Raw genomic sequence first — 25,025 nt, 5'->3', positions numbered from 1 at the left:
AAGGCTAAGCTACAGACAATTCAGTGCGGGTTTTGGGCCGGCACTTGTCATGATTTCTCTGCCCGGATGTCTCATGCGCAGTCGCCTCTTCAGTGTTTTGTCATGTTTGCTGCTTTCCGCCGCTGCCGTTCAATCCGCCCAGGCGGTGGACCTGTCCACCCAACGCCAGTATTACGATGAAGCCAAGCGCGCCCTGGCCAAGGGCGACAGCGGTCCCTATTTCCGTTACAGCCAGGCCCTCGCCGACTATCCACTGGAGCCGTACCTGGCTTACGACGAGCTGACTGCGCGGCTGAAAACCGCCAGCAACGCGGAGATCGAGAAATTCCTCGCCGAGCACGGTGACCTGCCGCAGGCCAACTGGATGAAATTGCGCTGGCTGCGCTGGCTGGCCGATCGCGGCGATTGGGCGACGTTCGTCAAGTATTACGACCCGAAACTGAATTTCACTGAACTTGACTGCCTCAACGCGCAGTACCAGATCAGCCACAACAAGAAGGCCGAGGGTTTCGCCAATGCCGATAAGCTCTGGCTGACCGGCAAATCCCAGCCTGCCGCCTGTGATGCGCTGTTCGGCATGTGGGCCGCCGAAGGTCAGTTGACCGAACAGAAACGCTGGGAACGCGCCAAACTCGCCGCCCAGCACCGTAACTATCCGCTGGCCAACAGCCTCGTCAACGGCCTGACCACCCTCGCCCCGCGCGGTCGACTGTTGGTGGATGTGGCGCAAAAGCCGGAACTGCTCAACCAACCCTCGCGTTTCACGCCGGCCGATGAGCCGATGTCCGATGTGGTCAGCCTCGGCCTGCGCCGCCTCGCGCGTCAGGACCCGGACAAGGCCATGGCCCTGCTCGACGGTTATGCCAGCAGCATGCATTTCTCCCGGGATGAAAAAGTCGCGATCGCCCGGGAAATCGGCCTGACCCTCGCCCGTCGCTTCGACAGCCGCGCGCTGGATGTGATGACCAAGTACGATCCGGAACTGCGTGACAACACCGTGTCCGAATGGCGTCTGCGTCTGTTGTTGCGTCTGGCGCGCTGGGATGACGCCTACCAATTGACCCGTCGTTTGCCACAGGACCTGGCCACCACCAACCGCTGGCGCTACTGGCAGGCCCGCAGCCTGGAACTGGCACAACCGCAAAACCCGGAAGCACAGACGCTGTACAAGAATCTGTCGCGGGAACGGGATTTCTACGGCTTCCTCGCCGCCGACCGCTCGCAATCGCCGTACTCGCTGAACAACAAGCCGCTGGTGCTCAGTCAGGCGCTGATCAACAAGGTGCGCAACACCCCGGGCGTGCGTCGTGCGCTGGAGTTCCACGCCCGTGGGCAGATCGTCGACGGCCGCCGCGAGTGGTATCACGTCAGCCGGCATTTCAGCCGCGATGAAATGGTCGCCCAGGCAAAACTGGCCTACGACCTGAAATGGTATTTCCCGGCCATCCGCACCATCAGTCAGGCGCAGTACTGGGATGATCTGGACATCCGTTTCCCGATGGCCCATCGCGACACTCTGGTGCGCGAAGCCAAGGTGCGTGGCCTGCATTCGAGCTGGGTATTCGCCATTACCCGCCAGGAAAGTGCGTTCATGGACGACGCCCGCTCCAGCGTCGGCGCCAGCGGCCTGATGCAACTGATGCCCGGCACCGCCAAGGAAACCGCTCGCAAGTTCAGCATTCCACTGGCCTCGCCACAGCAGGTGCTGGATCCGGACAAAAACATCCAGCTAGGCGCCGCTTATCTCAGCCAGGTGCACAGCCAGTTCAACGGCAACCGCGTGCTCGCCTCCGCCGCCTACAACGCCGGCCCCGGCCGCGTGCGCCAGTGGCTGCGTGGCGCCGACCATCTGAGCTTCGACGTGTGGGTGGAAAGCATCCCGTTCGACGAAACCCGCCAGTACGTACAGAACGTGCTGTCCTACTCGGTGATCTACGGCCAGAAACTCAACTCGCCACAACCGCTGGTGGACTGGCATGAGCGGTATTTCGACGATCAGTGATCGGGGCGCCTATCGCCGATAGATCGACGTAAACAAAAATGCCCGCATCGAGAGATGCGGGCATTTTTTATGGCGTTCCACTAGGTCGATTACTTAGTCGGTTACAGGGTCGGTTGAAACCTGACGACCATCATTGAACTGCAACGCCGCCAACCGCGCATACAGCGGATTGCTGGCGATCAACTCCTGATGCGTGCCGATCGCCACCAGTTTGCCCTGATCCATCACCGCGATCCGGTCGGCGTTTTTCACCGTGGCCAAACGGTGGGCGATGACCAGCGTGGTGCGGTTTTGCATCAGGCTCGGCAATGCTTGCTGGATCAGGTGTTCGCTTTGGGCGTCGAGGGCGCTGGTGGCTTCGTCGAGCAGCAGGATCGGCGCGTCGACCAGCAACGCCCGGGCAATGGCCAGGCGCTGGCGTTGCCCGCCGGACAGGCCGAGGCCGCCATCGCCCAGGTGGGTCTGGTAACCGTCGGGCATCTGTTCGATGAAGTCGTGGGCGTGGGCAATTCTGGCGGCCTCACGGACTTGTTCAAGGGTCGCCGACGGGCAGCCATAACGGATGTTCTCTTCGACACTGCCGAAGAACAGCGCCGGGGTTTGCGAGACCAGCGCGAAGCAGCGACGCAGGTCCAGCGGATCGAGGCTCGTCAGCGGTACGCCATCGATCAGAATCCGCCCTTCCCGGGGATCGTAGAAACGCAGCAGCAAGTCATACACCGTGGACTTGCCCGCGCCAGACGGTCCTACGAGCGCCAGGGTTTCGCCGGCGTTGATCGTCAGACTCAAGCCATCGACGGCGAGGCTTTCGGGACGCGAAGGGTAGGAAAAACGCACATCCTGCAATTCCAGCTCGCCTTTGACTCGTTCCGGCAGCGTCACCAATCCCGTGGTCGGTGGCTGGATGATGTTCTCCGACCGCAGCAATTCGGCAATGCGCTCGGCGGCGCCGGCCGCTCGCTGCAACTCGCCAATCACTTCGCTCAACGTGCCAAACGCACTGCCGACGATCAGGCTGTAGAACACGAACGCCGCCAGTTCACCGGCAGAAATCCGCCCCGCGATCACGTCCATGCCGCCGACCCACAACATCACCGCGACGGCGCCGAGCACCAGCACGATCACCAGCGTGATCAGCCAGGCCCGCTGGAAAATCCGTTTGCGCGCAGTCTCGAACGCCTGCTCGACGGTACTGGCGAAACGCTGTTCGTCCTGCACCTGATGGTTGTAGGCCTGTACGGTCTTGATCTGGCCGAGGGTTTCCGAGACGTAGCTGCCGATGTCGGCGATCCGGTCCTGACTCAGCCGGGATAGGTTGCGCACACGACGACCGAAAATCAGGATCGGCGCAATCACCAGCGGCAGTGCGATCACCACGATACTGGTGAGCTTGGCGTTGGTGATGAACAGCAGCACCACACCGCCAATGACCATCAGCAGATTACGCAGGAACAGCGACAGCGACGAGCCGATCACCGATTGCAGCAGCGTGGTATCAGCCGTCAGCCGCGACTGGATTTCCGAACTGCGGTTGTCCTCGTAAAACCCGGGATGCAGGTACACCAGATGGTTGAACACCTGCCGGCGGATATCCGCCACCACGCGCTCACCGATCCAGGACACCAGATAAAACCGCGCAAAGGTGCCGACCGCCAGACCGAACACCAACAACATGAACAGGCCGATGGATTGATTGAGCAAGTGCGGCGATTGAGTCATGAAGCCTTGGTCGACCAGCAGCTTGATGCCCTGCCCCATCGACAGGGTGATGCCCGCCGTGACGATCAGCGCCAGCAGTGCGCCGAAGGCCGGCCAGCGATAGGGAGCAAGGAAATGACTGGTCAGGCGCAAGGCCCGGCGGTGGCGCGAGGAAAGCATCGGGATCATTCAGGTTCACGTCGTGTGCGGGTGGATAGGGCCAGCCTACAGACTCAAATGGGGTGGAACTCTGTAAATCACAATGAGTCAGGTTAAATATGACCGGCTCGACTACCCTCTAGATGCTATTGGTCTAAGGTCCGGGTTGAGACGGACGGTCATTTCTGTTTGAGTGGAGATGCCGTTCCGATCCGACCGCAGGGAGTTGTCACAGCCTGGTCACCTGACGGTTTTAATCTAGGCACACAACCTGATGAGGAGACAGGCCATGTCCTTGCAACACAGCAGCGATGACAAGATTGAAGTGATCCGCACCAAGCCCGGCCAACCTCTGGGTTGCTCGATGATCGATAAGGATGGGCGCGAAGTGCCAATCACTGAAGACATGATCCAGAACGCCTGCCGCGAACTGGAGAAGCGATTGGTCAAGCCTGCCGAACAAAAGTGATATCGCCACCGTCTTCCTGACCCGGCCTCTGCAGGCCGGGTTTTTTCTGCCCGCTGTTTATACGGCCATTGCGCCCAGCGCGGTCACGATCTGGCGCAGGGCCGGCGAATCACCTTCGATCCGCACCTTCAAGCCTTCGATCTCGCGTCGCGACGGATACTGTTTGCGCAGCAGATCAAACGCGGCACGTTGCTCACCGACACTGCCCAGCAGCGTGCGACGGAAATCCGCGTCATCCCGGCGCGGGTCGTACACGCCACGGCACAACATCGCCAGTGCCCAGGCCGGATCGCTGTCGGCATGCAAAGAAACTACCGACAACCACGGCGCCGGCAGCAAATCGCCGAGCTGAATGATGGCGGGCTCACCGATAAAGTCGCAGTAAGCCTGATAGATCTGCGCCGTGCCGCGCTGCTTGCCGTCGAGGCTGTAACCGGCGATGTGCGGCGTCGCCAGCACGCAGAGCTCGGCCAGCGCCACATCGACTTGCGGCTCGGCCTCCCAGACATCGAGCACTGCTTGCAGGTCTTCACGCTCCAGCAGCACTTCGCGCAACGCGGTGTTATCCACCACCGAACCGCGAGCCGCGTTGATCAACCAGGCGCCGGGCTTGAGCTGCTGCAAACGCTGCTCGTCGAACAAATGCCAGGTCGCGTCATCGCCGTGGCGGGTCAACGGGGTATGCAGACTGATCACGTCGCACTGCGCGATGATCTGCTCCAGGCTGACATAGTCGCCGCCCTCGGCCGCCTGACGTGGCGGGTCGCAGACTTTCACGTTCCAGCCCAAGCCTTTCAGTACCTTGATCAGGCGGCCGCCGACTTCACCGGCACCGATCACGCCATAAGTGCGTTCACTCAACTCGACGCCTTCGATTTCGGCCAGGGTCATCAGACTGCCAAGCACGTAATCGACCACGCCCCGGGCATTGCAGCCGGGGGCGCTGGACCAGGTGATGCCGGCCTCGTTGAAATAGTCGAGATCCAGATGATCGGTGCCGATGGTGCAGGTGCCGACAAAACGCACCTTGCTGCCTTCGAGCAATGCGCGATTGACGTTGGTCACCGAGCGCACCAGCAATACATCGGCCTGTTCGACCGCGGCTCGGTCGATGGAGCGGCCAGGCACCCGGCGGATCTCGCCGAAACCGGCAAAAAAGGCATCGAGCAGCGGGATATTTTCGTCGGCGACAATCAGCATGGCGAGGCTCCTTGGGCGGATCGGCAGTGTAGGCGCTGGGACTGCGATGAGCCAGCAGGCTTTGATTTCTTGATGAGGCGCGGCGATTACAAATACGCAACAGAGGATTTTTCCTGACCGTTACGTCAGCGGCGTAGAATGCCCGGCCTTGCGCATCAACCCCTGTGGACGCTTTGCCTGTGAATTCCGTGACTGACCGCCCTGCTGCCGTTTCCCTCAACCGCCCTGCCCGGGTTCGCCTGGAGCTGAAGAATCTGCTCGGCCTGGCCCTGCCGATCATGATCGCGCAGCTGGCAACCACCGCCATGGGCTTCGTCGATGCGGTAATGGCCGGGCGCGTCGGGCCCAAGGATCTGGCGGCCGTGGCGCTGGGCAACTCGATCTGGGTGCCGGTGTTCCTGCTGATGACCGGCACTTTGCTGGCGACCACGCCTAAAGTCGCCCAGCGCTTCGGCGCCGGCACCCACAGCGAGATCGGCCCGATCGTGCGTCAGGCCTTGTGGCTGGCACTGGTGGTGGGCTTGATGGCTACCACCATGCTGTTCAGCGCCGAACCGATCCTGCACCTGATGAAGGTCGATCCGGAGCTGATCGGCCCGTGCATGCAGTACCTGCACGGCATCGCCAGCGGTCTGCCGGCTGTGGCCTTCTACCATGTGCTGCGCTGCACCAGTGATGGCCTCGGCCGCACGCGGCCGGCGATGGTGTTGGGCCTGTGTGGGCTGGCGCTGAACATTCCGTTGAACTACGTGTTCATTTACGGGCACTTCGGCGTGCCGGCCATGGGCGGCGTCGGCTGCGGCTGGGCCACGGCGATCGTGATGTGGGTGATGGCGCTGGGCCTGGCCGGTTATGAGCGCTGGGCCCCGGCCTACAAGTCGAGCGAACTGTTCAGCCGTTTCGACTGGCCGCAATGGGCGGTGATCAAGCGTTTGCTGGCCATCGGTCTGCCGATCGGCGTCGCAGTGTTTGCCGAGTCGAGCATTTTCGCGGTGATCGCGCTGCTGATCGGCAGCCTAGGCGCCACGGTGGTGGCCGGGCACCAGATCGCGCTGAACGTCAGCTCGCTGGTGTTCATGATTCCGTATTCGCTGGGCATGGCCGTGACCGTGCGGGTCGGTCAGGCGCTGGGCCGTGAAGAACCCCGTGAAGCGCGATTCGCCGCGGGTGTCGGCATGGGCACCGCGCTGGCTTACGCCTGCCTGTCGGCGAGCATGATGCTGCTGATGCGCGAGCACATTGCGGCGATCTATACCTCTGACCCGATGGTGATTCACATCGCGGCGATGCTGATCGTGTATTCGGCGCTGTTCCAGTTTTCCGACGCGATTCAGGTTACTGCCGCCGGTGCGTTGCGCGGATATCAGGATACTCGCGTGACGATGATCCTGACCCTGTTCGCCTATTGGGGCATCGGCCTGCCGGTAGGTTACGCCCTCGGCCTGACCGACTGGCTCGGCGAACCACGCGGCCCGAGCGGCTTGTGGGAAGGTTTGATCGTGGGCCTCAGCTGCGCGGCGCTGATGCTGTCGATCCGCCTGACGCGCAGCGCACGCAAACGCATTCGCATCAGTCGCTCGATGGGCTGACCGGCCATAAAAAAAAGACCTGCATTTGCAGGTCTTTTTTTGCCTTTCGATCAACCGGACTTCTTGCGGATCCAGTACAGATAGGTCCCGGCCTCTTCGTGCTGCCCCACCAGTTCATGGTCGAGAAACACGCAGAACTTGGGGATGTCGCGGCGGGTCGACGGGTCGGTGGCGATCACCTTGAGCAGGCCGCCAGGCACCAGGTCACGGATGTGCTGGTGCAGCATCATCACCGGCTCCGGGCAGTTGAGGCCCGTAGCGTCGAGGGTGCCGTCGACCGGCGTATCAATCATTTCACTCATGATTCACTCCTGAAACTGGCCGGCATTGTCGCCCAATGCCGGGTGTTCGGTCACCTGTCGTGCGCTCAGCGGGCTTTGGCTTTCTTCACGTCATGGCGGCGCAAATGGCAGGTCACTTCCTCGCGGTCGTGGTACAGCTGCTTGCAGCCGATGTCGACCTTGATCCCACGGGCCTTGAAACCGTCGGCGATGCGTTCGAGCAAGCGCTTCACTTCGGCGTAACGCTGCTTCATCGGCAACTTCAGGTTGACCACCGCTTCCCGGCAATGACCCTCGCCGATCCACTCTTCGAGCATCGCGGCGTTGCGCGCCGGTTTCTCGACGATGTCGCAGACCATCCAGTCCACCGGTTGCTTCGGTTTGAAAGTGAAACCGTCAGCCATCAAGTGCTGCACCAGACCGGTGTCCATCAGGCTTTCGGCCATCGGACCGTTGTCGATGGCGGTTACCAGCATGCCGCGGTTGACCAGTTGCCAGGTCCAGCCGCCCGGCGCTGCGCCGAGGTCAACGCCAGTCATGTCGCTGTGCAGACGATCTTCCCACTGGTCGCGGGGGATGAAGTGGTGCCAGGCCTCTTCCAGCTTCAGGGTCGAACGGCTCGGCGCCTCACGCGGGAACTTCAGACGCGGAATGCCCATCGGCCACATCGCCGAGTTACCGGCATCGGCCAGACCGAGAAACACTTCACGACCGCTCTTGAAGGTCAGCAGCAGACGCGGCTTGCTGGTGTCCTCCACCAGTTTGCCGGCGCCGGTCAGGGCCTTGCGCAGCGGGCCTTCGAACTTTTTGCAGAAGTTCGACAGCTCCTTGCCGTCGTTGGTGTCGACGACTTCCAGCCACAGGCTGCCGCACACCGGGAATTCACTCATGTGCGCGAGGATCACGCTGATACGGTCGTTTTCCGGCAGATCGATGAAAAACCCGCGCGCCCACTGGCGCGGGAAAATCAGCTCGGCGAAACGCTGGCCGCGCATCAGGCGTTCGGCGCCGTCTTCTTCGGTGCAGACAAACTCGGCGCAAGCGGTGGCCGGTTTGGCCTTGGCGTAGCCGGCCACGTTGAGTTGGGCGGCGAGGTCGGAAATCTCCGAGCAGACTTCGCCTTCGAAGCCTGGCCGGCAATGCATGAATAGGGTGTTCATTCTTACTCCTGGGCAGAGGGCGATCATTCATCCCCTGCGCGATGCCCAGACCTGCGCTGAAGCAAAGCCTGTCACGAAAACCGGCGCATGATAGCCCATGTCGGAACCTTGGACTTGCCCATAGAGTCCAGTTATTAGCCAGCTACTGAAAACAGGGCTACGTTGATAGCTCTGCCCGTCCCCTCAGTCCGTAGCCGTGCGGACTCAAAGGAGTGATCGTAATGCCGTCCCTCGATAGTCTGAATTCACTGAAAACCCTGAAAGTCGATGACAAGACTTACCACTATTTCAGCCTGCCGGATGCCGCCAAGACCTTAGGCGATCTCGACAAGCTGCCGATGTCGTTGAAAGTCCTGCTGGAAAACCTGCTGCGCTGGGAAGATGAAAAAACCGTCACCGGCGCCGATCTCAAGGCCATTGCCGCGTGGCTCAAGGAGCGTCGCTCCGACCGGGAAATCCAGTACCGCCCTGCCCGCGTGCTGATGCAGGACTTTACCGGCGTACCGGCCGTGGTCGATCTGGCCGCGATGCGCGCCGCCATGGCCAAGGCCGGCGGTGATCCGCAGCGAATCAACCCGCTGTCGCCGGTGGATCTGGTGATCGACCACTCGGTGATGGTCGACAAATTCGCCAGCGCCAGCGCCTTCGAACAGAACGTCGACATCGAAATGCAGCGCAACGGCGAACGCTATGCTTTCCTGCGCTGGGGCCAGAGCGCCTTCGACAACTTCAGTGTGGTGCCGCCAGGTACCGGAATCTGCCATCAGGTCAACCTCGAATACCTCGGCCGCACCGTGTGGACCAAGGACGAAGACGGCCGCACCTATGCCTTCCCCGACACGCTGGTCGGCACCGACTCCCACACCACCATGATCAACGGCCTCGGCGTACTTGGCTGGGGCGTGGGCGGGATCGAGGCGGAAGCCGCGATGCTCGGGCAACCGGTGTCGATGCTGATTCCGGAAGTGATCGGTTTCAAACTCACTGGCAAGCTCAAGGAAGGCATCACCGCCACCGATCTGGTGCTGACCGTGACCCAGATGCTGCGCAAGAAAGGCGTGGTCGGCAAATTCGTCGAGTTCTATGGCGACGGCCTCGCCGACCTGCCGCTGGCCGACCGCGCGACCATCGCCAACATGGCTCCGGAATATGGCGCGACGTGCGGCTTCTTCCCGGTGGATGACGTGACGCTGGATTACCTGCGCCTGTCCGGCCGTCCGCCGGAAGTGGTGAAGCTGGTCGAGGCCTACACCAAGGCTCAGGGTCTGTGGCGCTTGCCCGGTCAGGAACCGGTGTTCACCGACAGTCTGGCGCTGGACATGGGCAGCGTCGAAGCCAGCCTCGCCGGGCCGAAACGCCCGCAGGACCGCGTCTCGCTGCCGAATGTCGGTCAGGCGTTCAGCGACTTCCTCGACTTGCAGTTCAAACCCACCAGCAAGGAAGAAGGACGTCTGGAAAGCGAGGGTGGCGGTGGCGTGGCGGTGGGCAATGCCGATCTGGTCGGCGAAACGGATTACGAGTACGACGGCCATACCTATCGCCTGAAAAACGGCGCGGTGGTGATTGCCGCGATCACCTCGTGCACCAACACCTCCAACCCCAGCGTGATGATGGCTGCCGGCCTGCTGGCGAAAAAAGCCGTGGAAAAAGGCCTGACCCGCAAGCCGTGGGTGAAGAGCTCGCTGGCTCCGGGTTCGAAAGTCGTCACCGATTACTACAAAGCCGCCGGGTTGACGCAGTACCTCGATCAGCTCGGTTTTTCGCTGGTCGGCTATGGTTGCACCACTTGTATCGGCAACTCCGGGCCGCTGCCGGAACCGATCGAAAAAGCCATCCAGAAAGCCGACCTGACCGTGGCTTCGGTACTGTCCGGTAACCGCAACTTCGAGGGCCGGGTGCATCCGCTGGTGAAAACCAACTGGCTGGCCTCGCCACCGCTGGTCGTCGCTTACGCCCTGGCCGGCACTGTGCGCACCGACATCAGCAGCGAACCGCTGGGTAACGACCAACAGGGTAACCCGGTGTACCTGCGCGACATCTGGCCGAGCAGCAAGGAAATCGCCGACGCGGTAAATCAGGTCAACACGGCGATGTTCCACAAGGAATACGCCGAGGTGTTTGCCGGTGACGAACAGTGGCAAGCCATCGAAGTCCCGCAAGCCGCGACCTACGTCTGGCAAGCGGATTCGACCTACATCCAGCATCCGCCGTTCTTCGATGACATTGCCGGGCCTTTGCCGGTGATCGCCGATGTGAAAAGTGCTCGAGTGCTGGCGCTATTAGGCGATTCGGTGACCACCGACCACATCTCCCCTGCCGGCAACATCAAGGCCGACAGCCCGGCCGGACGTTACTTGCGCGAGCAAGGCGTCGAGCCACGGGACTTCAACTCCTACGGCTCGCGCCGGGGCAACCACGAAGTGATGATGCGCGGCACGTTTGCCAACATCCGTATCCGCAACGAAATGCTCGGCGGCGAGGAAGGCGGCAACACTATCTACATTCCGACCGGCGAGAAACTGGCGATCTACGACGCGGCCATGCGTTATCAGGCCTCTGGAACCCCGCTGGTGGTGATTGCCGGGCAAGAATACGGCACCGGTTCCAGCCGCGACTGGGCGGCCAAGGGCACCAATCTGCTGGGCGTGAAAGCGGTGATCGCTGAAAGCTTCGAGCGCATCCACCGCTCCAACCTGGTGGGCATGGGCGTGCTGCCGTTGCAGTTCAAGCTGGATCAGAACCGCAAGAGCCTGAACCTCACCGGCAAGGAAACCTTGGACATCCAGGGCCTGAGCGGTGTCGAGCTGACGCCACGGATGAACCTGACCCTGGTCATCACTCGTGAAGACGGACGGCAGGAGAAAATCGAAGTGCTGTGCCGCATCGACACCTTGAACGAGGTGGAGTACTTCAAGTCCGGCGGGATTCTGCATTACGTGTTGCGCCAGTTGATCGCCTCGTAGACCTGCAGATGCAGAAACACCGCCGGATCGGCGGTGTTTCTGTTTGAACGTGACACTTTTCTGCGGGCGAAAAAAAACCCGCCGAAGCGGGTTTTTCCCAAGACCATTATCGACTCCCTGTCGGCAGCGATCCTTGCTAATGGTCGATCATCCGTGATCCTGAAACACTCCCTGTGCTTCAGTTGATGAGGCTAGATTACGCTCTGGATCCAATCGGCAATAGTCGAAAAAGCTACCAGCGCGTGTAAGACATTCGCCATAGCAGGCCTTCCGAAAACCCTTAGACATGTCAGGCATCAAGCGCAAAAGCCGCCAGTTGCGCGACTTTCAGCCACGGACTGAACAGGTCGAGATCAGCCACCTTCACGCTCGCGGGCCCGGTCGCTCTCCGTGAGGAAATGTTCGAGCCGGCTCAACTGCTCCTCCCAGCCCCGACTGTCCATGTAGTACGCCTCTTTCTGGCGCACGTCGGGGATGTGCGCAAAGCCTGATTCGGAGACCTTCAGCAGCGTGCCGTTCTCGTAGTCCTGCAGTTCGAATTTGACCAGCGTGGTCGGTTCCTGGGAGTAGTCGATTTTCGGGTTCACCGCGTACGGGTGCCAGCGGAAGGAGAACAGCTGCTGCGGCTCGACTCGCTCCACCAGCACGTTCCAGAGCACATGTTCATAACCGGGGTAAGTGACCTGCCCCTGCGTCCATTCGCCGGCGATAAACCGCCGGCCCTCCAGCGCAACGCCGAACCACTGGCCGAACGCCTCGGCATCGACCAGGGCGCGCCAGACATGGGAGCGCGGCGACCTGAGCATGATCTTGCGTTCAAAGCTGTTGGGTACTGGTTTCATACGTCACCTCCTGTTTTGAACAGTAGGCTTGTATGACCACATGTCCAATGCGAAGTTGTATCAATCCAGTGCAACGATCAGGTCTGATTGAAATATCCGGCAGTATTTTGGATCACCGGTTCGTCAGAATGCGCACGGATCAGCGCGGCGAAACTGCTAACGTTCCCAGCGAATTGAACGACACAAGGACGTCATCATGCAGCTCTCCCTCCCCGAACGTTATCGTGGCGCCCTGCTCGGCCTGGCGTGCGGCGATGCCGTGGGAACCACTGTCGAATTCCAGCCTCGCGGCAGCTTCCAGCCCCTGACCGACATGGTCGGCGGCGGGCCGTTTCGCCTGAAGCCCGGTCAATGGACCGACGACACCTCGATGGCGTTGTGCCTGGCGGAAAGTCTGCTGAACAAAAACGGCTTCGATGCCGCTGATCAGATGGGCCGCTATCTGAACTGGTGGCAATGGGGTTATCTGAGTTCGACCGGCGAATGTTTCGATATCGGCATGACCGTGAGTCAGGCGCTGGATCGCTATCAACACACCGGAGAGCCGTTTGCCGGCGCCACCGATCCCTACAGCGCCGGAAACGGCTCGTTGATGCGCCTGATCCCCGTGGTGCTGTTTTATTTCCCCGATGCCCGGAAAATCAGGCGATTCGCCGCCGACAGTTCACGCACCACACACGCTGCGCCCGAGGCCATCGAATGCTGCCAACTGTTTGCCGAACTGCTCGGCAAGGCCCTGGAAGGTGCATCGAAAGCGGATCTGCGCACTCTGGCGCAAACAGTCTTCAGCCAGCCCAAGGTGGCGGCGATGGCCCGGGGTCACTACCTGCACAAGACCGAGCGCGAAATTCGCGGCAGTGGCTACTGCATTGAATCTCTGGAAGCGGCGTTATGGTGCTTCCACCACACCGACAGTTTTGCCGCAGCGGTCCTGCGAGCGGCCAATCTGGGCGATGACGCAGACACCACGGCCGCCATCGTCGGCCAGTTGGCCGGCGCCCATTATGGTGTGCAGGGAATCCCGTCCGGGTGGCTGGAAAAGCTGCATGACGGAGAAGAAATCGCCGCGACTGCCGAGCGGTTGCTCAACGCATCCAGACATCGCACACCTTCTTAGCGCCACGAAGTCGCTAAACTGCCCGGCACGTTCATTCATCAAAGCGAGATGACTCATGTCCCCACGCCTGCTTCTGGCCCTGACGCCTTTTCTTTTCACTTCCGTTGCTCACGCTGCCGTGGACTGCGCCAATGCCAGCGATCAGGCGACGATGAATCAATGTGCCGCACAGGAAAACAAGGCGGCGGACAAGGAGTTGAACGTGGTTTATCAGCAGATTACCGCCCGGTTGAAGGACAACCCTGATGGCAAGAAACTGCTGGTGAGCGCGCAACGGGCGTGGATCGGCTTTCGTGATGCCGAGTGCAAGTTTTCCGCATCCGGGGTGGCAGGCGGGAGTGTTTATCCGTTGATCTACAACAATTGCATCGCCTCGGTGACAAAGACGCGAACCGAGGCGCTCAAGCAGTACTTGAAATGTGAGGAAGGGGACATGAGCTGCCCGGTGCCCGGAGCCTGATTTTCCAGAGTTTTTGAAGGCCTCATCGCTGGCAAGCCAGCTCCCACAGGTTTTGTGTCGATCACAAAAAACTGCAACTGCACAAACCCCTGTGGGAGCTGGCTTGTCAGCGATGGCGACCTGTCGGATCACATCAATTTCAGATCTGCCACACCTCGCCATTCACGAAAAACGCTCGGGCATTGTCTTCGAGACTTTCCAGGTGATAGCCGCCTTCCTGTACGATCAGGCATGGCAGGCCCAGGCTGCGAACTCGCTGGCCCAGTGCTGCAAAACCTTCGCGGGTCACGGCGACCTTGCTTTGCGGGTCAAGCTCATAGATGTCGAAGCCCAGCGACAGCACCAGCACCTCGGCGCCGAACTCGCGCACCGCGTTCAATGCGACGTCCAGTTGCCCAAGAAAATCCGCTTCGCTTGAACCATGGGCCATCGGCAGGTTGAGGTTGAAGCCCTCCCCCGCGCCGCTGCCACGTTCGTCGGCGAACCCGGCGACGCCTGGATAGAAGTTGGTCGGATCGCCATGCACCGAGACGTAGAGCACGTCATCGCGGTCGTAGAAAATCTCCTGAATGCCCTGGCCGTGGTGCATGTCGGTGTCGAGCACCGCGACTTTTTCAAACTTGGCGCGCAGCACCTGCGCCGCCACCGCCGCGTTGTTCACGTAGCAGAAACCGCCGGCCGCTTCGGCCCGGGCATGGTGCCCCGGCGGACGGCACAGCGCGTAAGCGGCCGGCTCACCATCGATCAGCGCCTGAGCACCGGCCACTGCGCTTTGCGCCGACCAGTACGCCGAGCGCCAGGTCTGCTCGCCGACCGGGCAACTGCCGTCCGCCAGATACCGCGCCGCCTGAGCGAGGATGCCGCGCAAGGCGTTGGGCTCGCGGACGAAGATGTTCGACATCACTTCATCGCCCCAGTCTTCCGGGATTTCTTTCCAGCGTGCGTGCGCTTCCTGAAGAAAGGTCAGATACGGCGCGCCATGCACCGCCAGCAACGGTGCGAGGCCGGCATCGGCGGGCTGCTCGACACTGAAGCCCAGACCGTGGGCGGCCTGCACCAGACGCTGCGCACGCTCGGGGACTTCCTGCGGCGTACGCATCTGCCCCCGCGAGTAGTAACTGCGTGGATGGTGGAGCAATTGTTCGGGGTGGAAAAAACTGCGCATGGTTCAGGCTCCCTGTTCGATTCGACCGGCGCGAGCCAGCACGGCGTTGAGCAATACATCGGTGCCCTGTTTCACGTCTTCGGGCAACACGTCTTCGGCTTCGTTGTGACTCAGGCCGCCAACGCACGGGATGAACACCATCGCCGTCGGGCAGTAACGCGCGAGGTGAATCGCGTCATGCCCGGCGCCGCTGACAATCGACTGCTGAGCGTAGCCCAGTGCATCCACCGCCTCTCGCACGGCCGCCACACATTCGGCGTCGAACGGCGTGGCCGGGCTGATCCAGTGCGGGGTGATCGTCAGGTTCAGACCTCGGCCATCGGCGATCGCCTGTAAGCGGGCGCGGACTTGTTGCTCCATCGCAGCAATCGCTTCGTCGCGGTGATGACGCAGATCAACGGTGAAATTCACCAGACCCGGAATGGTGTTGCGCGAAGATTTGTTGATGCTCAACTCGCCGACCGTGGTCAGGCCTTCGGGGGCAAAATCTGCGGCCAGACCTTCGATTGCCTGAATCATCCGCGCCACACCGTACAGCGCGTCTTTGCGCAGCGGCATCGGCGTGGTACCGGCGTGGGCAGCCATGCCTTCCACCCGCACATCGAGCCAGCGGATCGCCTGACCGCCCGTGACTACGCCGATGCTTTTGGCGTTGTCTTCAAGGATCGGGCCTTGCTCGATGTGCGCTTCAAAATACGCATCCACCACGCCGCCCAACGGACGCTCACCGGCGTAACCGGTACGCTGCAAAGCCTCGGCAACGCTGATGCCATCGATATCGCGCACCGCCAGCGCAGCATTCAGACCCATGATCCCGGTGAACACCGCCGAGCCGAACATGGCCGGGGTGAAGCGCGCACCTTCTTCGTTGGTCCACACCGCCACTTCCAGCGGTTTGCGGGTCTGGATGTTCTGGTCGTTGAGGCAACGTACCACTTCCAGCCCGGCGAGCACGCCGTAGACGCCGTCGAAACGCCCGCCTTCGGGCTGGGTGTCGAGGTGGCTGCCCATCATCACCGGCGCGGCGTCCGGATCGGTGCCGGCGCGACGGGCGAACAGGTTGCCGATGGCGTCCACGCTCAGGGTCATGCCGGCTTCGCGGCACCAGTGGGCGAACAGTTCGCGGCCGGCCTTATCTTCGTCGCTCAATGCCAGACGGCAGCTGCCGCCTCGGGCTGTCGCACCGATTTCGGCCATGGCCATCAGGCTCGCCCACAGGCGTTCGCCATTGATTTTCAACATGAGGTTCTCCTGAAATTCCGGGTCAGGCGCGGGCCATTTCCGCGCGATGGGCACTGGCGTGGCGACGGGCGAGGGACAGCACGCAGACCAGCGAAATGCCGGCGATCAGGCTGTAGAACACCGCCATCGGCCACCACTGCCCGGTGAACTTGTGCGCCAGCATCGTGCCGACCAACGGCGTCAATCCACCGGCCACCGCGCCGCAGATCTGATAGGCCAGCGAGATCGCGGTGTAGCGCACGCGGGTCTCGAACATGCCGCTGACGTAGCCGGCAATCACCGCGTAGAACGAGGCCATGCACACCACCGCCAGCGCAATGCCGAGGATGATCAGCGGCGTCTGGGCCGAGCTGACCAGTACGAACATCGGGTAAGGCGAGGCCATCGCCAGCAGCGATACCAGGCACAGGAATCGCGTCGCGCCGATCTTCTCCGCCGCCCACGCGGCCAGCGGCTGAATGCAGAACTGGATGATCGCGACGAAGAACAGGCATTCGAGAATCAGCGAACGCGGCAGTGCCAGTTGCTGAGTGGTGTAGGCGATCATGAAGGTGTTGGTGAAATACACCCCGGCGATGCCCAGCGTGTTGGCACCGATGCACAGCAACAGCGGACGCCACGCGGTGCGCAACACTTCCATCACCGGCGCTTGTTCATTCTTGATTTGCTTGCTGGCCTGCTCACGGCTGGCGAGAAATTCCGGCGACTCATTCACACCCAGACGAATTGCCAGGCCCACCAACAGCAACAGCGCACTGGCGAGAAACGGCAGACGCCAGCCCCAGCTCATCAGGTCTTCTTCCGGTAAACGGGTCACCGCGCTGAAGGCGAGCAGCGACAGGATCAAACCTGCCGGACTACCCAGTTGCGCGAACGAAGCGAAGAAATTGCGCCGACCCTTTGGCGCGTGCTCGCCAGCCATCAACACCGCCCCGCCCCACTCGCCACCGACGGCGATGCCCTGGACGATGCGCAGCAGAATCAGCAGCACCGGCGCCGTCGCGCCGATCTGCGCGTAGGTCGGCAGCAGACCGATGCACACCGTGACCACGCCCATCATCAACAGCGTGATGATCAGTGATTTCTTGCGGCCGATACGGTCGCCGATATGACCGAAAATGATCCCGCCCAATGGCCGGGCAAAGAAGCCCACCGCGAAGGTGCCGAATGCGGCCATGGTGCTGAACAGCGGATCGTCGGAGGGAAAGAACAGCGCGCCGAACACCAGCGCGGCGGCGGTGGCGTAGATGTAAAAGTCGTACCACTCGATCATGGTGCCGATGAAGGCTGCGGCCGCCGCACGGCGCGGCTGGTTCGAAGCGTGGGGCTTCATGGGTCGGGCTCCTTTGATTGTTTTTTTGGCAGGAGGAAAACGCTGAATCCGAGGCGCTCTGGCGGCGCCTGTCGTGGGGTGATTTATCGTCCCGGGGCTATGATTAGTCAATTTTCTATTTATTATTCCGAGTATTACTTCTTCTTATAATCGAGAGCCGCCATGGCCGAACGCGATGTGCAACGCCTGCTCAACGACCGCCTCGACTGGAACCTGCTGCGCACCTTCCGGGTGATCGGCCAGGAGCTGAGCATCAGCCGTGCCGCCGCGCGTCTGCATCTGACCCAACCGGCGGTGAGCCAGGCGCTCAAGCGTCTTGAGGAGCAACTGGGTCGCCAGTTGATCGCCCGACGCGGCCCACGATTTGCCCTCACCGAAGTCGGCGAGCAGATCTTCGAACTGGCCGGCGAGATCTACGGGCAGATGTCCCAGGTCAGCAGCCTGCTGGAGCAACCGGCCGACGAGGTGATCGGCAAGGTGCGACTGCTGATCATCAGCCGGATCTTCTCCGAGCGCTTCGATGACTTCCTCGCTGACTTTCATCGGCAGTATCCACGGGTGGATCTGGAGGTCGATGTGATGCGCAGTTCGGACATCGTCAGCGCGCTTCAGGAGAAAACCGCGACCCTTGGTCTGAGCCTCAATCGCCGCCCGCAACCGCGTCTGGAACAGCGTCTGTTTCTGCGTCAACGCTATGCGTTTTTCTGTGGCAAACACCACGCGCTGTTTGGCCGACAGGACATCGGCGAAGGCGATCTGCAGCGGGAGAACTTCGTCAGTTTCACCAGCGACCAGATTGGCGGCATGCTCTCGCCGCTGACGATTTTTCGCGATCAGCAAGGCTTCAGCGGGCGCATCGTTGCCTCCTCGCCAAGCCTGGAAGAGGTGCGGCGACTGGTGATCGCCGGGTTCGGTATCGGTTGTTTGCCGGAGCACGTGGTGGCGGCGGACGTCGAGGCCGGATTGCTCTGGCGCCTGCCGCCCCACGAAGGGATTGCCGATGTCGACATTCATCTGTTGTGGAACCGCGAGCAGCGCATGAGCCGCGCCGAGACGCTGTTCATCGAACGTTTGCAGGCCTGTCTGGCGGATCAGTAACCGAGCAGTCGATCCGCGCTGTTGAGCAAAGGCTCACCGGCATTCAGACGGCGGAAGTTCTCGGCGATCTGCTCGGCGATGCAATCGTGGGAGGCCGCCGAAGCCATGTGCGGGGTGATGGTCACGCCCGGGGTTTTCCACAGTGGATGATCGGCGGGTAACGGCTCCTGTTCGAAGACATCGAGCAGTGCACCGCGCAGTTTTCCACGGGCCAGTGCCTGTTGCAGATCCTCGATGTTCAGATGCCCACCGCGACCGACGTTGACCAGTGCCGCGCCGTTGGCCAGACGTTCGAACGTCTGGTGATTGAGGATGCCGCGCGTCTCGTGAGTCAGCGGCAACAGGTTGATCAGCAACTCCAGGCCGTTCAGAAACGGGCTGAAAGCTTCACTGCCGGCAAAGGTCTGCACACCCGGTAAATCCTTGCTGCTGCGCGCCCAGCCACGCACCTCGTAACCGGCGCTGGCCAGGTCTAGCGCAATCGCGCTGCCGAGCGAGCCGAGACCCATCACACCGATCCGGAATTCATGGGCCGGGCGTTGCAGCGGTCGCTCCCAATGCTGTTGGCGCTGTTGCTCCAGCACTTGATCGAAGCCGCGATGAAAGTGAATCACCGCCCAGCGCACGAACTCGGTCATGCCTTGGCGATGCCCGGGATCAACCACCCGGCACACCGGCAGATCCGGGCATGAGGGATCGTGCTCCAGATGATCGATGCCGGCGGCGACCGAGTGAATCACTTGCAGATTGGGCAACGCGGCGAGGCTGTCCGGCAGCGGAAACCAGCACGCCGCGATCTGCGCATTCGCCGCTTGGGGATCGTCGGCCAGCACCACAGAAAGCTGCGGTGCACGGCGGGCAAAGGCTTCCTGCAATTGTTTGAGCAACAGCGTGTCGCGGGACATCAGTGCAACGGTGTTCATGACAGATAGGACTCGCGCTGGGATTCGATCAGGGTCAGTGCGGCCTCCCAGGCCAGGTCGATGATGTTGTCCTGTTCATCGCGGTCGAACTGTTCGGCGGTGTGGGCGCAGACTTCCGGCGACGGGAAATGCAGCTCGCAACCGCCGGCCAACGCCTGAACCTGAGCCTGGCAGGCACGTTCCAGAAAGTGGATTTCCTGGAACGCCTGGGCCACCCCGGAGCCACCGACCAGCAAACCGTGATTGCGCAGGATCATCGCCCGATGCGGGCCGAGGTCGGCGATCAACCGCTCGCGCTCGTCCAGCGACAAGGCGATGCCTTCGTAGGTGTGGTAAGCGAGTTTTCCGTAGAACTTCAGCGCGTGCTGACTGATCGGCAGCAGGCCTTGTTTCTGCGCGGCGACGGCCATGCCGGCAGCGGTGTGGGTGTGAATCACGCAGTTCAGATCCGGCCGCGCCATGTGGATCGCCGAATGGATCACGAAACCGGCGGCGTTGACCCGATGCCCGGCGTATTCAGGGTCGACGATGCGCCCGTCCTGATCGATACGCACCAGATCCGAGGCGCGCATGCGGTCGAAAATCACCCCGTAGCGATTGATCAGGAAATGATGCTCTGGCCCCGGAATCCGCAGGGTGATGTGGGTGTCGATCAGGTCGGTCATGCGAAAGTGCGCGATTAAGCGGTACAGCGCGGCGAGCTCGCAACGGGCTTGCCATTCGATCGGGTCAATGTGGGCGGGCTTACTCACGAATACACCTCTTTGTTGGTATGAAGGACGACCGGGTTGGCCCGCAGACGCGCGAGGCCGCAGACACCGATCAGAGACAGGGCCGACAGCAGCGTGAAGAACACCGCCAATGGCAGCCACTGCCCGGAGAACTTGCTGGCCAGCAGCGTACCGATCAGCGGCGTGGTGCCGCCGGCTACTGCGCAGCTCAATTGGTAAGCGATGGAGATGCCCGAATAGCGCAGATGCACCGGGAAGGCTTGGGTCATGTACCCGGCGATCACCGCGTACAGGGCCGAGAGAATCACCACCGCGACGGCGATGCCGAGGGTCATCAACAGAATGTTCTGAGTGCCGACCAGCAGGAACATCGGGTACGGCGTGACCGTGCACAGCAACGCCACCAGCATCAGGAATCGGCCCTCGCCGATGCGCTCGGCGAGCAGCGCCGAAAACGGTTGCGAGAGCAATTGAATGACCGTCACCAGGAACAGGCAGTCGAGAATGGTTGCGCGCGGTATGCCCTGATATTGAGTGACGTAGGTGATCATGAAGGTGTTGGTGAAGAAGAACCCGGCCGAGCCGATGGTGACGGCGGCGGCCGCGAACAGGATCTGCCGCCAGCACTGACGGAACACGTCTTTCACCGGGTATTTCGCCGTCTCGTTGTTGTCCCTGGCCTTGGCGAACTCCGGCGATTCATGCACCCCGGAACGGATCATCAGACCGACCATCATCAGCACGCCGCTGGCGAGAAACGGCAGACGCCAGCCCCAGACGAGGAAGTCTTCCGGCGACAGCGACGTCACCAGTCGGAACGCGATCAACGCCAGCAGCAAACCCGCCGGGCTGCCGAGCTGGGCGAACGAGGCGTAGAAGGTTTTGCGTTTGGCCGGCGCGTGCTCACTGGCCATCAACACCGCCCCGCCCCACTCGCCGCCGACGGAGATGCCCTGGATCAGGCGCAATACAATCAACCCGATCGGCGCCCAGATGCCGACGCTGGCATAGCTCGGTAGCAGACCGATGCCGGCGGTGGCCAGGCCCATCAGCGCCATGGTCACCAACAGCATTTTCTTGCGACCCAGACGATCGCCCAAATGACCGAACACCATCCCGGCCATCGGGCGGGCGATGAAGCCGACGGCGAAACTGCCGAATGCGGCGAGGGTGCTGGTCACCGGGTCGCTGCTGGGAAAGAACACTTGCCCGAGCACCAGTGCGGCGGCGGTGGCGTAGATATAGAAATCGTAGAACTCGATGGTCGTGCCAATGAAGGCAGCGGCCGCGGCGCGACGCGGCTGAGCGGTGGAGTGCATGCAAGAACCCTGTGTATTTATAGTTTTGGGCAGGTGTCGAAGCGGCTGACGGTCGCGCTCTGTGGCGCTTGTGGGCTTTATCGCTTCCGTGACAGGATTAGTCAATTTTCAAAAACTTATCTTTACTATTAGCGTGACTACTAGATGACCTCCTCCGCAAATCCCTGGATTGGCCGGCGTTTTCTCAATGACCGGCTGGATTGGAACCTGCTTCGCACGTATCTGGTGATCGGGCAGGAAGGCAGCATGAGCCGCGCCGCTGCGCGATTGCACATCACCCAGTCGGCAGTCAGCCAGGCGTTGAAACGTCTCGAAGAGCAACTGGATTGTGTACTGATTGCGCGCAGCGGACGGCGCTTTGATCTGACGGAAACCGGGGAGGAAGTCCTGCGGATTGCGGCGGATATCTACGGCGATATTTCCCGTCTGGGCACCGTGGTCGAGAATCGCCATGATGACGTAGTGGGCAAGATACGTATCCTCACCGTCAGTGGCGTGCAGGCGCGGCATTACGACGAGTTTCTTGCGGATTTCCACGAAACTCACCCGAAAATCGAGCTGGAAGTCGAGGTGATGGGCAGCTCGAACATCATCAGTTCATTGCTGCAGAAGACCGCTACGGTCGGCGTCGGACTTTGCCGTCTACCACAGCCTCGGCTGGAGCAGCGGGTACTGTTCCGAGAGCGCTACGCCTACTTTTGCGGGCAACGGCATCGACTGTTCGGACAACAGAATCTGACGCTGGAACAGCTCGCGGCGGAGAACTTCGTCAGCTTCACCAGCGATCAGCTCGGCGGCAATCTTTCGCCATTGACACTGTTTCGCGATCAGCAGGGGTTTACCGGCAAGATCGTCGCCTCCTCCACCAGTTTCGAAGAGATTTACCGCCTGATCTGTGCAGGGTTCGGGATTGGTTGCTTGCCGATTCACTTGGTGCGACGGGATGTCGAACAGGGTTTGCTGTGGCGCTTGCCGCCGGAGGACGGGGTGGTGGATTTCGATATTCAGCTGCTGTGGAACCGCGAGCAGAAGATGACTCAGGCGGAAACGGTATTCCTCGACAGCTTCCAGCACATGCTCAGCTTGCGTGAGCCTGTGCTGTGAAGCTTTAGCGGGTTACACGTGAGGATCGCCCGGCGCTTTGGTCGGCGCCGCGTATTGCGGCTTGAGGTGACCGTCCTGGTCGAGTAGCCAGGCGTCCATGATCTGCCGCACCACCGGACCTGCAACTCGGCCACCGGCCTCGCCGTTTTCGATCATCACCGAGATCGCGATTTTCGGATGCTCGGCCGGGGCAAACCCGACAAACAGGGCGTTGTCACGATGTCGCTCGAGGGTTTTCTCGCGGTTGTAACGCTCACCCTGTTTGATCGCCACCACCTGCGCCGTACCACTCTTGCCGGCGATGCGGTATTGCGCACCGGCCGCTGCCGCACGAGCAATGCCTCGGGCATCGTGCATCACCATCTGCATGCCGTGGTTGACCTGCTCCCAGTCCCGCGGATCCTTGAGCAGGATGTTCGGCATCGGGTGCTCGTCCACCGGTGCCACACCATCCACGGTCTTGGCCAGGTGCGGACGGTTCCAGACGCCCTTGTTGGCGATCAGTGCGGTGGCTTGAGCCAGTTGCAGCGGCGTGACCTGCATGTAGCCCTGGCCGATACCGAGGATCACGGTTTCGCCGGGGAACCAGGCCTGACGCCGGGTGGCGCGCTTCCACGCCTGGGACGGCATCAAGCCCGGTGACTCCTCGAACATGTCGAGCGAGACTTTCTCGCCAAGGCCGAACATCGCCATGTAGTCGTGAAGGCGATCGATGCCGAGCTTGTGCGCCAGGTCGTAGAAGTAGGTGTCGTTGGACCGCATGATCGCTGCATCCATGTCTACCCAGCCGTCGCCGCTGTGGTTCCAGTTGCGATACTTGTGGTCGAAATCCGGCAGTTGGTAGTAGCCCGGATCGAAGACTCGGGTTTGTGGAGTGACGACACCGGCGTCGAGGCCAGCGATGGCCACTTCCGGCTTGATCGTCGAACCGGGTGCATACAGGCCGCGCAGCACGCGGTTGAATAGCGGACGGTCGATGGAGTCTCGCAGCGCGGAATATTCCTTGGAGCTGATACCAGTCACGAACAGGTTAGGGTCGAAGCTCGGATTGCTGACCATGGCCAGCACTTCGCCGGTCGATGGATCCAGCGCAACCACTGAGCCACGGCGGTCGCCCAATGCAGCTTCGGCGGCCTCCTGGAGTTTGACGTCGAGACTTAGAACAATGTTTTTGCCTGGTATCGGATCGGTGTGTTTCAGAACCCGTAGTACTCGACCTTGAGCGTTGGTCTCTACCTCCTCGTAACCGACGTGGCCGTGCAGCTGTGGCTCGTAGAAGCGTTCGATACCCGTCTTGCCGATGGATTGGGTGCCACGGTATTCGACGGAGTCGAGGGTTTTGGATTCTTTTTCGTTGATACGGCCAACGTAACCGATCGAGTGTGCGAAGTGCGCACCCAACGGGTAGTTACGAACGAATTGTGGCTCGACATCCAGGCCCGGTAGACGGAACTCGTTAACTGCCAGCACGGCGATCTGTTCTTCGGTTAGCTCATAGAACAGCGTTACGGGTGTAAACGGATGACGCGACTGCTTCATGGCTTTGTCAAAGACTGCGCGGTCTTCGGCGGGCAGGTGCAGGAGGTTGATGACTTCATCCAGCTCTTGATTGACGTCAGTCGCCCGTTCGCGGGTGATGGTCAGGTTGTAGCTGGGACGATTATCAGCCAGCAACACGCCGTTGCGATCGTAAATCAGGCCGCGTGTCGGCGGGATCGGCAGGACATGGACGCGATTGTTTTCGGAGATGGTCGAGTGGTAATCGAACTCGACGACTTGCAGGATGTACAGGCGCACCACCAGGGCACAACTGATGGCGAAGACGAACAAGGCACAGGCGATCAGGCGTTTGTTGACCAGCCGCGTCTCTTTTTCGTGGTCCTTGATAGGGATGGGTTCAGGCATTTCTGCAGCCACTCTTTGACAAAAAATGAGCGCCGATCCTTGGGCATGACATCAGTCCGTTAAAAAACGAGCTGCACCATACCAAAAACCAGGCGGTCATTTCAGAAGGATTTCCCCAATGGTTCCGGTCGAGACGGCTGGAGGTTTCTCCAGGCACTTTCCTGCGGGCAAAACAAAACCCCAACTGCTTTCGCAATTGGGGTTTCGGAATTTAATCTTGACGATGACCTACTCTCACATGGGGAAACCCCACACTACCATCGGC

20 protein-coding genes are annotated in these 25,025 nt (G+C 61.2%); 8 read left to right on the top strand and 12 right to left on the bottom strand.

Features of this window, described 5'->3' with window-relative positions:
- Positions 1 to 73 precede the first annotated feature (73 nt).
- Complete coding sequence (locus tag ACTJK7_RS24695; RefSeq protein ID WP_440780716.1) at positions 74 to 2,002, top strand: transglycosylase SLT domain-containing protein; 1,929 nt, start codon at positions 74 to 76, stop codon at positions 2,000 to 2,002.
- Between the two features lie 93 nt (positions 2,003 to 2,095).
- Here the strand turns inward: ACTJK7_RS24695 and ACTJK7_RS24690 are convergent, their stop codons facing one another.
- The gene (locus tag ACTJK7_RS24690; RefSeq protein WP_440780715.1) at positions 2,096 to 3,889 is read right to left on the bottom strand and encodes an ABC transporter transmembrane domain-containing protein; all 1,794 of its coding nucleotides are present in this window, start codon (positions 3,887 to 3,889) and stop codon (positions 2,096 to 2,098) included.
- A gap of 259 nt (positions 3,890 to 4,148) precedes the next feature.
- Here ACTJK7_RS24690 and ACTJK7_RS24685 point away from each other — a divergent pair, with 259 nt between their 5' ends.
- Complete coding sequence (locus ACTJK7_RS24685; RefSeq protein WP_085654383.1) at positions 4,149 to 4,328, top strand: PA1571 family protein; 180 nt, start codon at positions 4,149 to 4,151, stop codon at positions 4,326 to 4,328.
- 57 nt (positions 4,329 to 4,385) lie between these two features.
- Here the strand turns inward: ACTJK7_RS24685 and pdxB are convergent, their stop codons facing one another.
- Positions 4,386 to 5,528 (bottom strand): 4-phosphoerythronate dehydrogenase PdxB, encoded by a 1,143-nt coding sequence (gene pdxB / locus ACTJK7_RS24680; RefSeq protein ID WP_440780714.1) that lies wholly within the window; start codon positions 5,526 to 5,528, stop codon positions 4,386 to 4,388.
- Between the two features lie 179 nt (positions 5,529 to 5,707).
- On the opposite strand from pdxB, the gene ACTJK7_RS24675 reads away from it, so the two are divergent.
- A complete protein-coding gene (locus ACTJK7_RS24675) occupies positions 5,708 to 7,117 on the top strand; it encodes an MATE family efflux transporter (RefSeq protein WP_041475594.1) in 1,410 nt (469 codons plus the stop codon).
- A gap of 50 nt (positions 7,118 to 7,167) precedes the next feature.
- On the opposite strand, the gene tusA is transcribed toward ACTJK7_RS24675, so the two are convergent.
- Both tusA and rlmM read right to left on the bottom strand, forming a co-directional pair.
- A complete protein-coding gene (gene tusA / locus ACTJK7_RS24670; RefSeq protein WP_007953079.1) occupies positions 7,168 to 7,419 on the bottom strand; it encodes a sulfurtransferase TusA in 252 nt (83 codons plus the stop codon).
- Positions 7,420 to 7,484: 65 nt separating this feature from the next.
- Complete coding sequence (rlmM, locus tag ACTJK7_RS24665) at positions 7,485 to 8,558, bottom strand: 23S rRNA (cytidine(2498)-2'-O)-methyltransferase RlmM (protein ID WP_323151128.1); 1,074 nt, start codon at positions 8,556 to 8,558, stop codon at positions 7,485 to 7,487.
- Positions 8,559 to 8,779: 221 nt separating this feature from the next.
- Between rlmM and acnA the strand changes: the two genes are divergently transcribed.
- Entirely contained in the window at positions 8,780 to 11,521 is a 2,742-nt protein-coding gene (gene acnA / locus ACTJK7_RS24660; protein ID WP_440780713.1) for an aconitate hydratase AcnA, read from the top strand.
- Positions 11,522 to 11,874: 353 nt separating this feature from the next.
- Here the strand turns inward: acnA and ACTJK7_RS24655 are convergent, their stop codons facing one another.
- Positions 11,875 to 12,363 (bottom strand): SRPBCC family protein, encoded by a 489-nt coding sequence (locus tag ACTJK7_RS24655; RefSeq protein ID WP_007953087.1) that lies wholly within the window; start codon positions 12,361 to 12,363, stop codon positions 11,875 to 11,877.
- 196 nt (positions 12,364 to 12,559) lie between these two features.
- Between ACTJK7_RS24655 and ACTJK7_RS24650 the strand changes: the two genes are divergently transcribed.
- A complete protein-coding gene (locus ACTJK7_RS24650) occupies positions 12,560 to 13,480 on the top strand; it encodes an ADP-ribosylglycohydrolase family protein (RefSeq protein ID WP_323151130.1) in 921 nt (306 codons plus the stop codon).
- A 55-nt stretch (positions 13,481 to 13,535) separates the two neighbouring features.
- Positions 13,536 to 13,940 carry a lysozyme inhibitor LprI family protein gene (locus ACTJK7_RS24645; protein ID WP_323151131.1) on the top strand — a complete coding sequence of 135 codons (405 nt, stop codon included), beginning with the start codon at positions 13,536 to 13,538 and terminating at the stop codon, positions 13,938 to 13,940.
- A gap of 139 nt (positions 13,941 to 14,079) precedes the next feature.
- On the opposite strand, the gene ACTJK7_RS24640 is transcribed toward ACTJK7_RS24645, so the two are convergent.
- Genes ACTJK7_RS24640 through ACTJK7_RS24630 form a run of 3 tightly spaced genes read right to left on the bottom strand, consistent with a single transcriptional unit; the run spans position 14,080 to position 17,680 of the window.
- Positions 14,080 to 15,105 carry a histone deacetylase family protein gene (locus ACTJK7_RS24640; RefSeq protein WP_064381128.1) on the bottom strand — a complete coding sequence of 342 codons (1,026 nt, stop codon included), beginning with the start codon at positions 15,103 to 15,105 and terminating at the stop codon, positions 14,080 to 14,082.
- Between the two features lie 3 nt (positions 15,106 to 15,108).
- Positions 15,109 to 16,347 (bottom strand): Zn-dependent hydrolase, encoded by a 1,239-nt coding sequence (locus tag ACTJK7_RS24635; RefSeq protein ID WP_323151132.1) that lies wholly within the window; start codon positions 16,345 to 16,347, stop codon positions 15,109 to 15,111.
- Positions 16,348 to 16,369: 22 nt separating this feature from the next.
- A complete protein-coding gene (locus ACTJK7_RS24630) occupies positions 16,370 to 17,680 on the bottom strand; it encodes an MFS transporter (protein WP_323151133.1) in 1,311 nt (436 codons plus the stop codon).
- 162 nt (positions 17,681 to 17,842) lie between these two features.
- On the opposite strand from ACTJK7_RS24630, the gene ACTJK7_RS24625 reads away from it, so the two are divergent.
- Positions 17,843 to 18,778: a LysR family transcriptional regulator gene (locus ACTJK7_RS24625; RefSeq protein WP_064381135.1), complete on the top strand. Its 936-nt coding sequence runs from the start codon at positions 17,843 to 17,845 to the stop codon at positions 18,776 to 18,778.
- On the opposite strand, the gene ACTJK7_RS24620 is transcribed toward ACTJK7_RS24625, so the two are convergent.
- From ACTJK7_RS24620 to ACTJK7_RS24610, 3 genes are read right to left on the bottom strand one after another with little or no spacing between them, the layout of a single operon-like run.
- Entirely contained in the window at positions 18,772 to 19,701 is a 930-nt protein-coding gene (locus ACTJK7_RS24620) for a 2-hydroxyacid dehydrogenase (protein WP_108562866.1), read from the bottom strand. The two genes, ACTJK7_RS24625 and ACTJK7_RS24620, sit on opposite strands and share 7 nt — an antisense overlap.
- The gene (locus ACTJK7_RS24615) at positions 19,698 to 20,453 is read right to left on the bottom strand and encodes a class II aldolase/adducin family protein (RefSeq protein ID WP_011335215.1); all 756 of its coding nucleotides are present in this window, start codon (positions 20,451 to 20,453) and stop codon (positions 19,698 to 19,700) included. Before ACTJK7_RS24615 ends, ACTJK7_RS24620 begins: the two co-directional genes overlap by 4 nt.
- Entirely contained in the window at positions 20,450 to 21,751 is a 1,302-nt protein-coding gene (locus ACTJK7_RS24610) for an MFS transporter (protein ID WP_108562867.1), read from the bottom strand. The genes ACTJK7_RS24615 and ACTJK7_RS24610 overlap by 4 nt, the downstream gene beginning before the upstream one ends.
- 144 nt (positions 21,752 to 21,895) lie before the next feature.
- Between ACTJK7_RS24610 and ACTJK7_RS24605 the strand changes: the two genes are divergently transcribed.
- Positions 21,896 to 22,855 (top strand): LysR family transcriptional regulator, encoded by a 960-nt coding sequence (locus tag ACTJK7_RS24605; RefSeq protein ID WP_064381145.1) that lies wholly within the window; start codon positions 21,896 to 21,898, stop codon positions 22,853 to 22,855.
- 12 nt (positions 22,856 to 22,867) lie between these two features.
- On the opposite strand, the gene mrdA is transcribed toward ACTJK7_RS24605, so the two are convergent.
- Complete coding sequence (gene mrdA, locus ACTJK7_RS24600; protein ID WP_011335218.1) at positions 22,868 to 24,760, bottom strand: penicillin-binding protein 2; 1,893 nt, start codon at positions 24,758 to 24,760, stop codon at positions 22,868 to 22,870.
- Positions 24,761 to 25,025 lie beyond the last annotated feature (265 nt).

Origin of the sequence: Pseudomonas sp. 22085 (assembly GCF_052045815.1) — a bacterium.
In the GTDB taxonomy this organism is placed as follows: domain Bacteria; phylum Pseudomonadota; class Gammaproteobacteria; order Pseudomonadales; family Pseudomonadaceae; genus Aquipseudomonas; species Aquipseudomonas glycinae.
This window is presented reverse-complemented; position numbering and strand designations above follow the sequence as displayed.

Coding starts and splice junctions, on each gene's coding strand:
- ACTJK7_RS24645 (WP_323151131.1), top strand. CDS start 13,536: ATGTCCCCACGCCTGCTTCTGGCCCTGACGCCTTTTCTTTTCACTTCC.
- ACTJK7_RS24625 (WP_064381135.1), top strand. CDS start 17,843: ATGGCCGAACGCGATGTGCAACGCCTGCTCAACGACCGCCTCGACTGG.
- ACTJK7_RS24635 (WP_323151132.1), bottom strand. CDS start 16,347: ATGTTGAAAATCAATGGCGAACGCCTGTGGGCGAGCCTGATGGCCATG.
- ACTJK7_RS24605 (WP_064381145.1), top strand. CDS start 21,896: ATGACCTCCTCCGCAAATCCCTGGATTGGCCGGCGTTTTCTCAATGAC.
- ACTJK7_RS24630 (WP_323151133.1), bottom strand. CDS start 17,680: ATGAAGCCCCACGCTTCGAACCAGCCGCGCCGTGCGGCGGCCGCAGCC.
- pdxB (WP_440780714.1), bottom strand. CDS start 5,528: ATGCTGATTGTCGCCGACGAAAATATCCCGCTGCTCGATGCCTTTTTT.
- ACTJK7_RS24655 (WP_007953087.1), bottom strand. CDS start 12,363: ATGAAACCAGTACCCAACAGCTTTGAACGCAAGATCATGCTCAGGTCG.
- ACTJK7_RS24695 (WP_440780716.1), top strand. CDS start 74: ATGCGCAGTCGCCTCTTCAGTGTTTTGTCATGTTTGCTGCTTTCCGCC.
- ACTJK7_RS24690 (WP_440780715.1), bottom strand. CDS start 3,889: ATGATCCCGATGCTTTCCTCGCGCCACCGCCGGGCCTTGCGCCTGACC.
- ACTJK7_RS24640 (WP_064381128.1), bottom strand. CDS start 15,105: ATGCGCAGTTTTTTCCACCCCGAACAATTGCTCCACCATCCACGCAGT.
- acnA (WP_440780713.1), top strand. CDS start 8,780: ATGCCGTCCCTCGATAGTCTGAATTCACTGAAAACCCTGAAAGTCGAT.
- ACTJK7_RS24650 (WP_323151130.1), top strand. CDS start 12,560: ATGCAGCTCTCCCTCCCCGAACGTTATCGTGGCGCCCTGCTCGGCCTG.
- tusA (WP_007953079.1), bottom strand. CDS start 7,419: ATGAGTGAAATGATTGATACGCCGGTCGACGGCACCCTCGACGCTACG.
- ACTJK7_RS24620 (WP_108562866.1), bottom strand. CDS start 19,701: ATGAACACCGTTGCACTGATGTCCCGCGACACGCTGTTGCTCAAACAA.
- ACTJK7_RS24685 (WP_085654383.1), top strand. CDS start 4,149: ATGTCCTTGCAACACAGCAGCGATGACAAGATTGAAGTGATCCGCACC.
- mrdA (WP_011335218.1), bottom strand. CDS start 24,760: ATGCCTGAACCCATCCCTATCAAGGACCACGAAAAAGAGACGCGGCTG.
- rlmM (WP_323151128.1), bottom strand. CDS start 8,558: ATGAACACCCTATTCATGCATTGCCGGCCAGGCTTCGAAGGCGAAGTC.
- ACTJK7_RS24610 (WP_108562867.1), bottom strand. CDS start 21,751: ATGCACTCCACCGCTCAGCCGCGTCGCGCCGCGGCCGCTGCCTTCATT.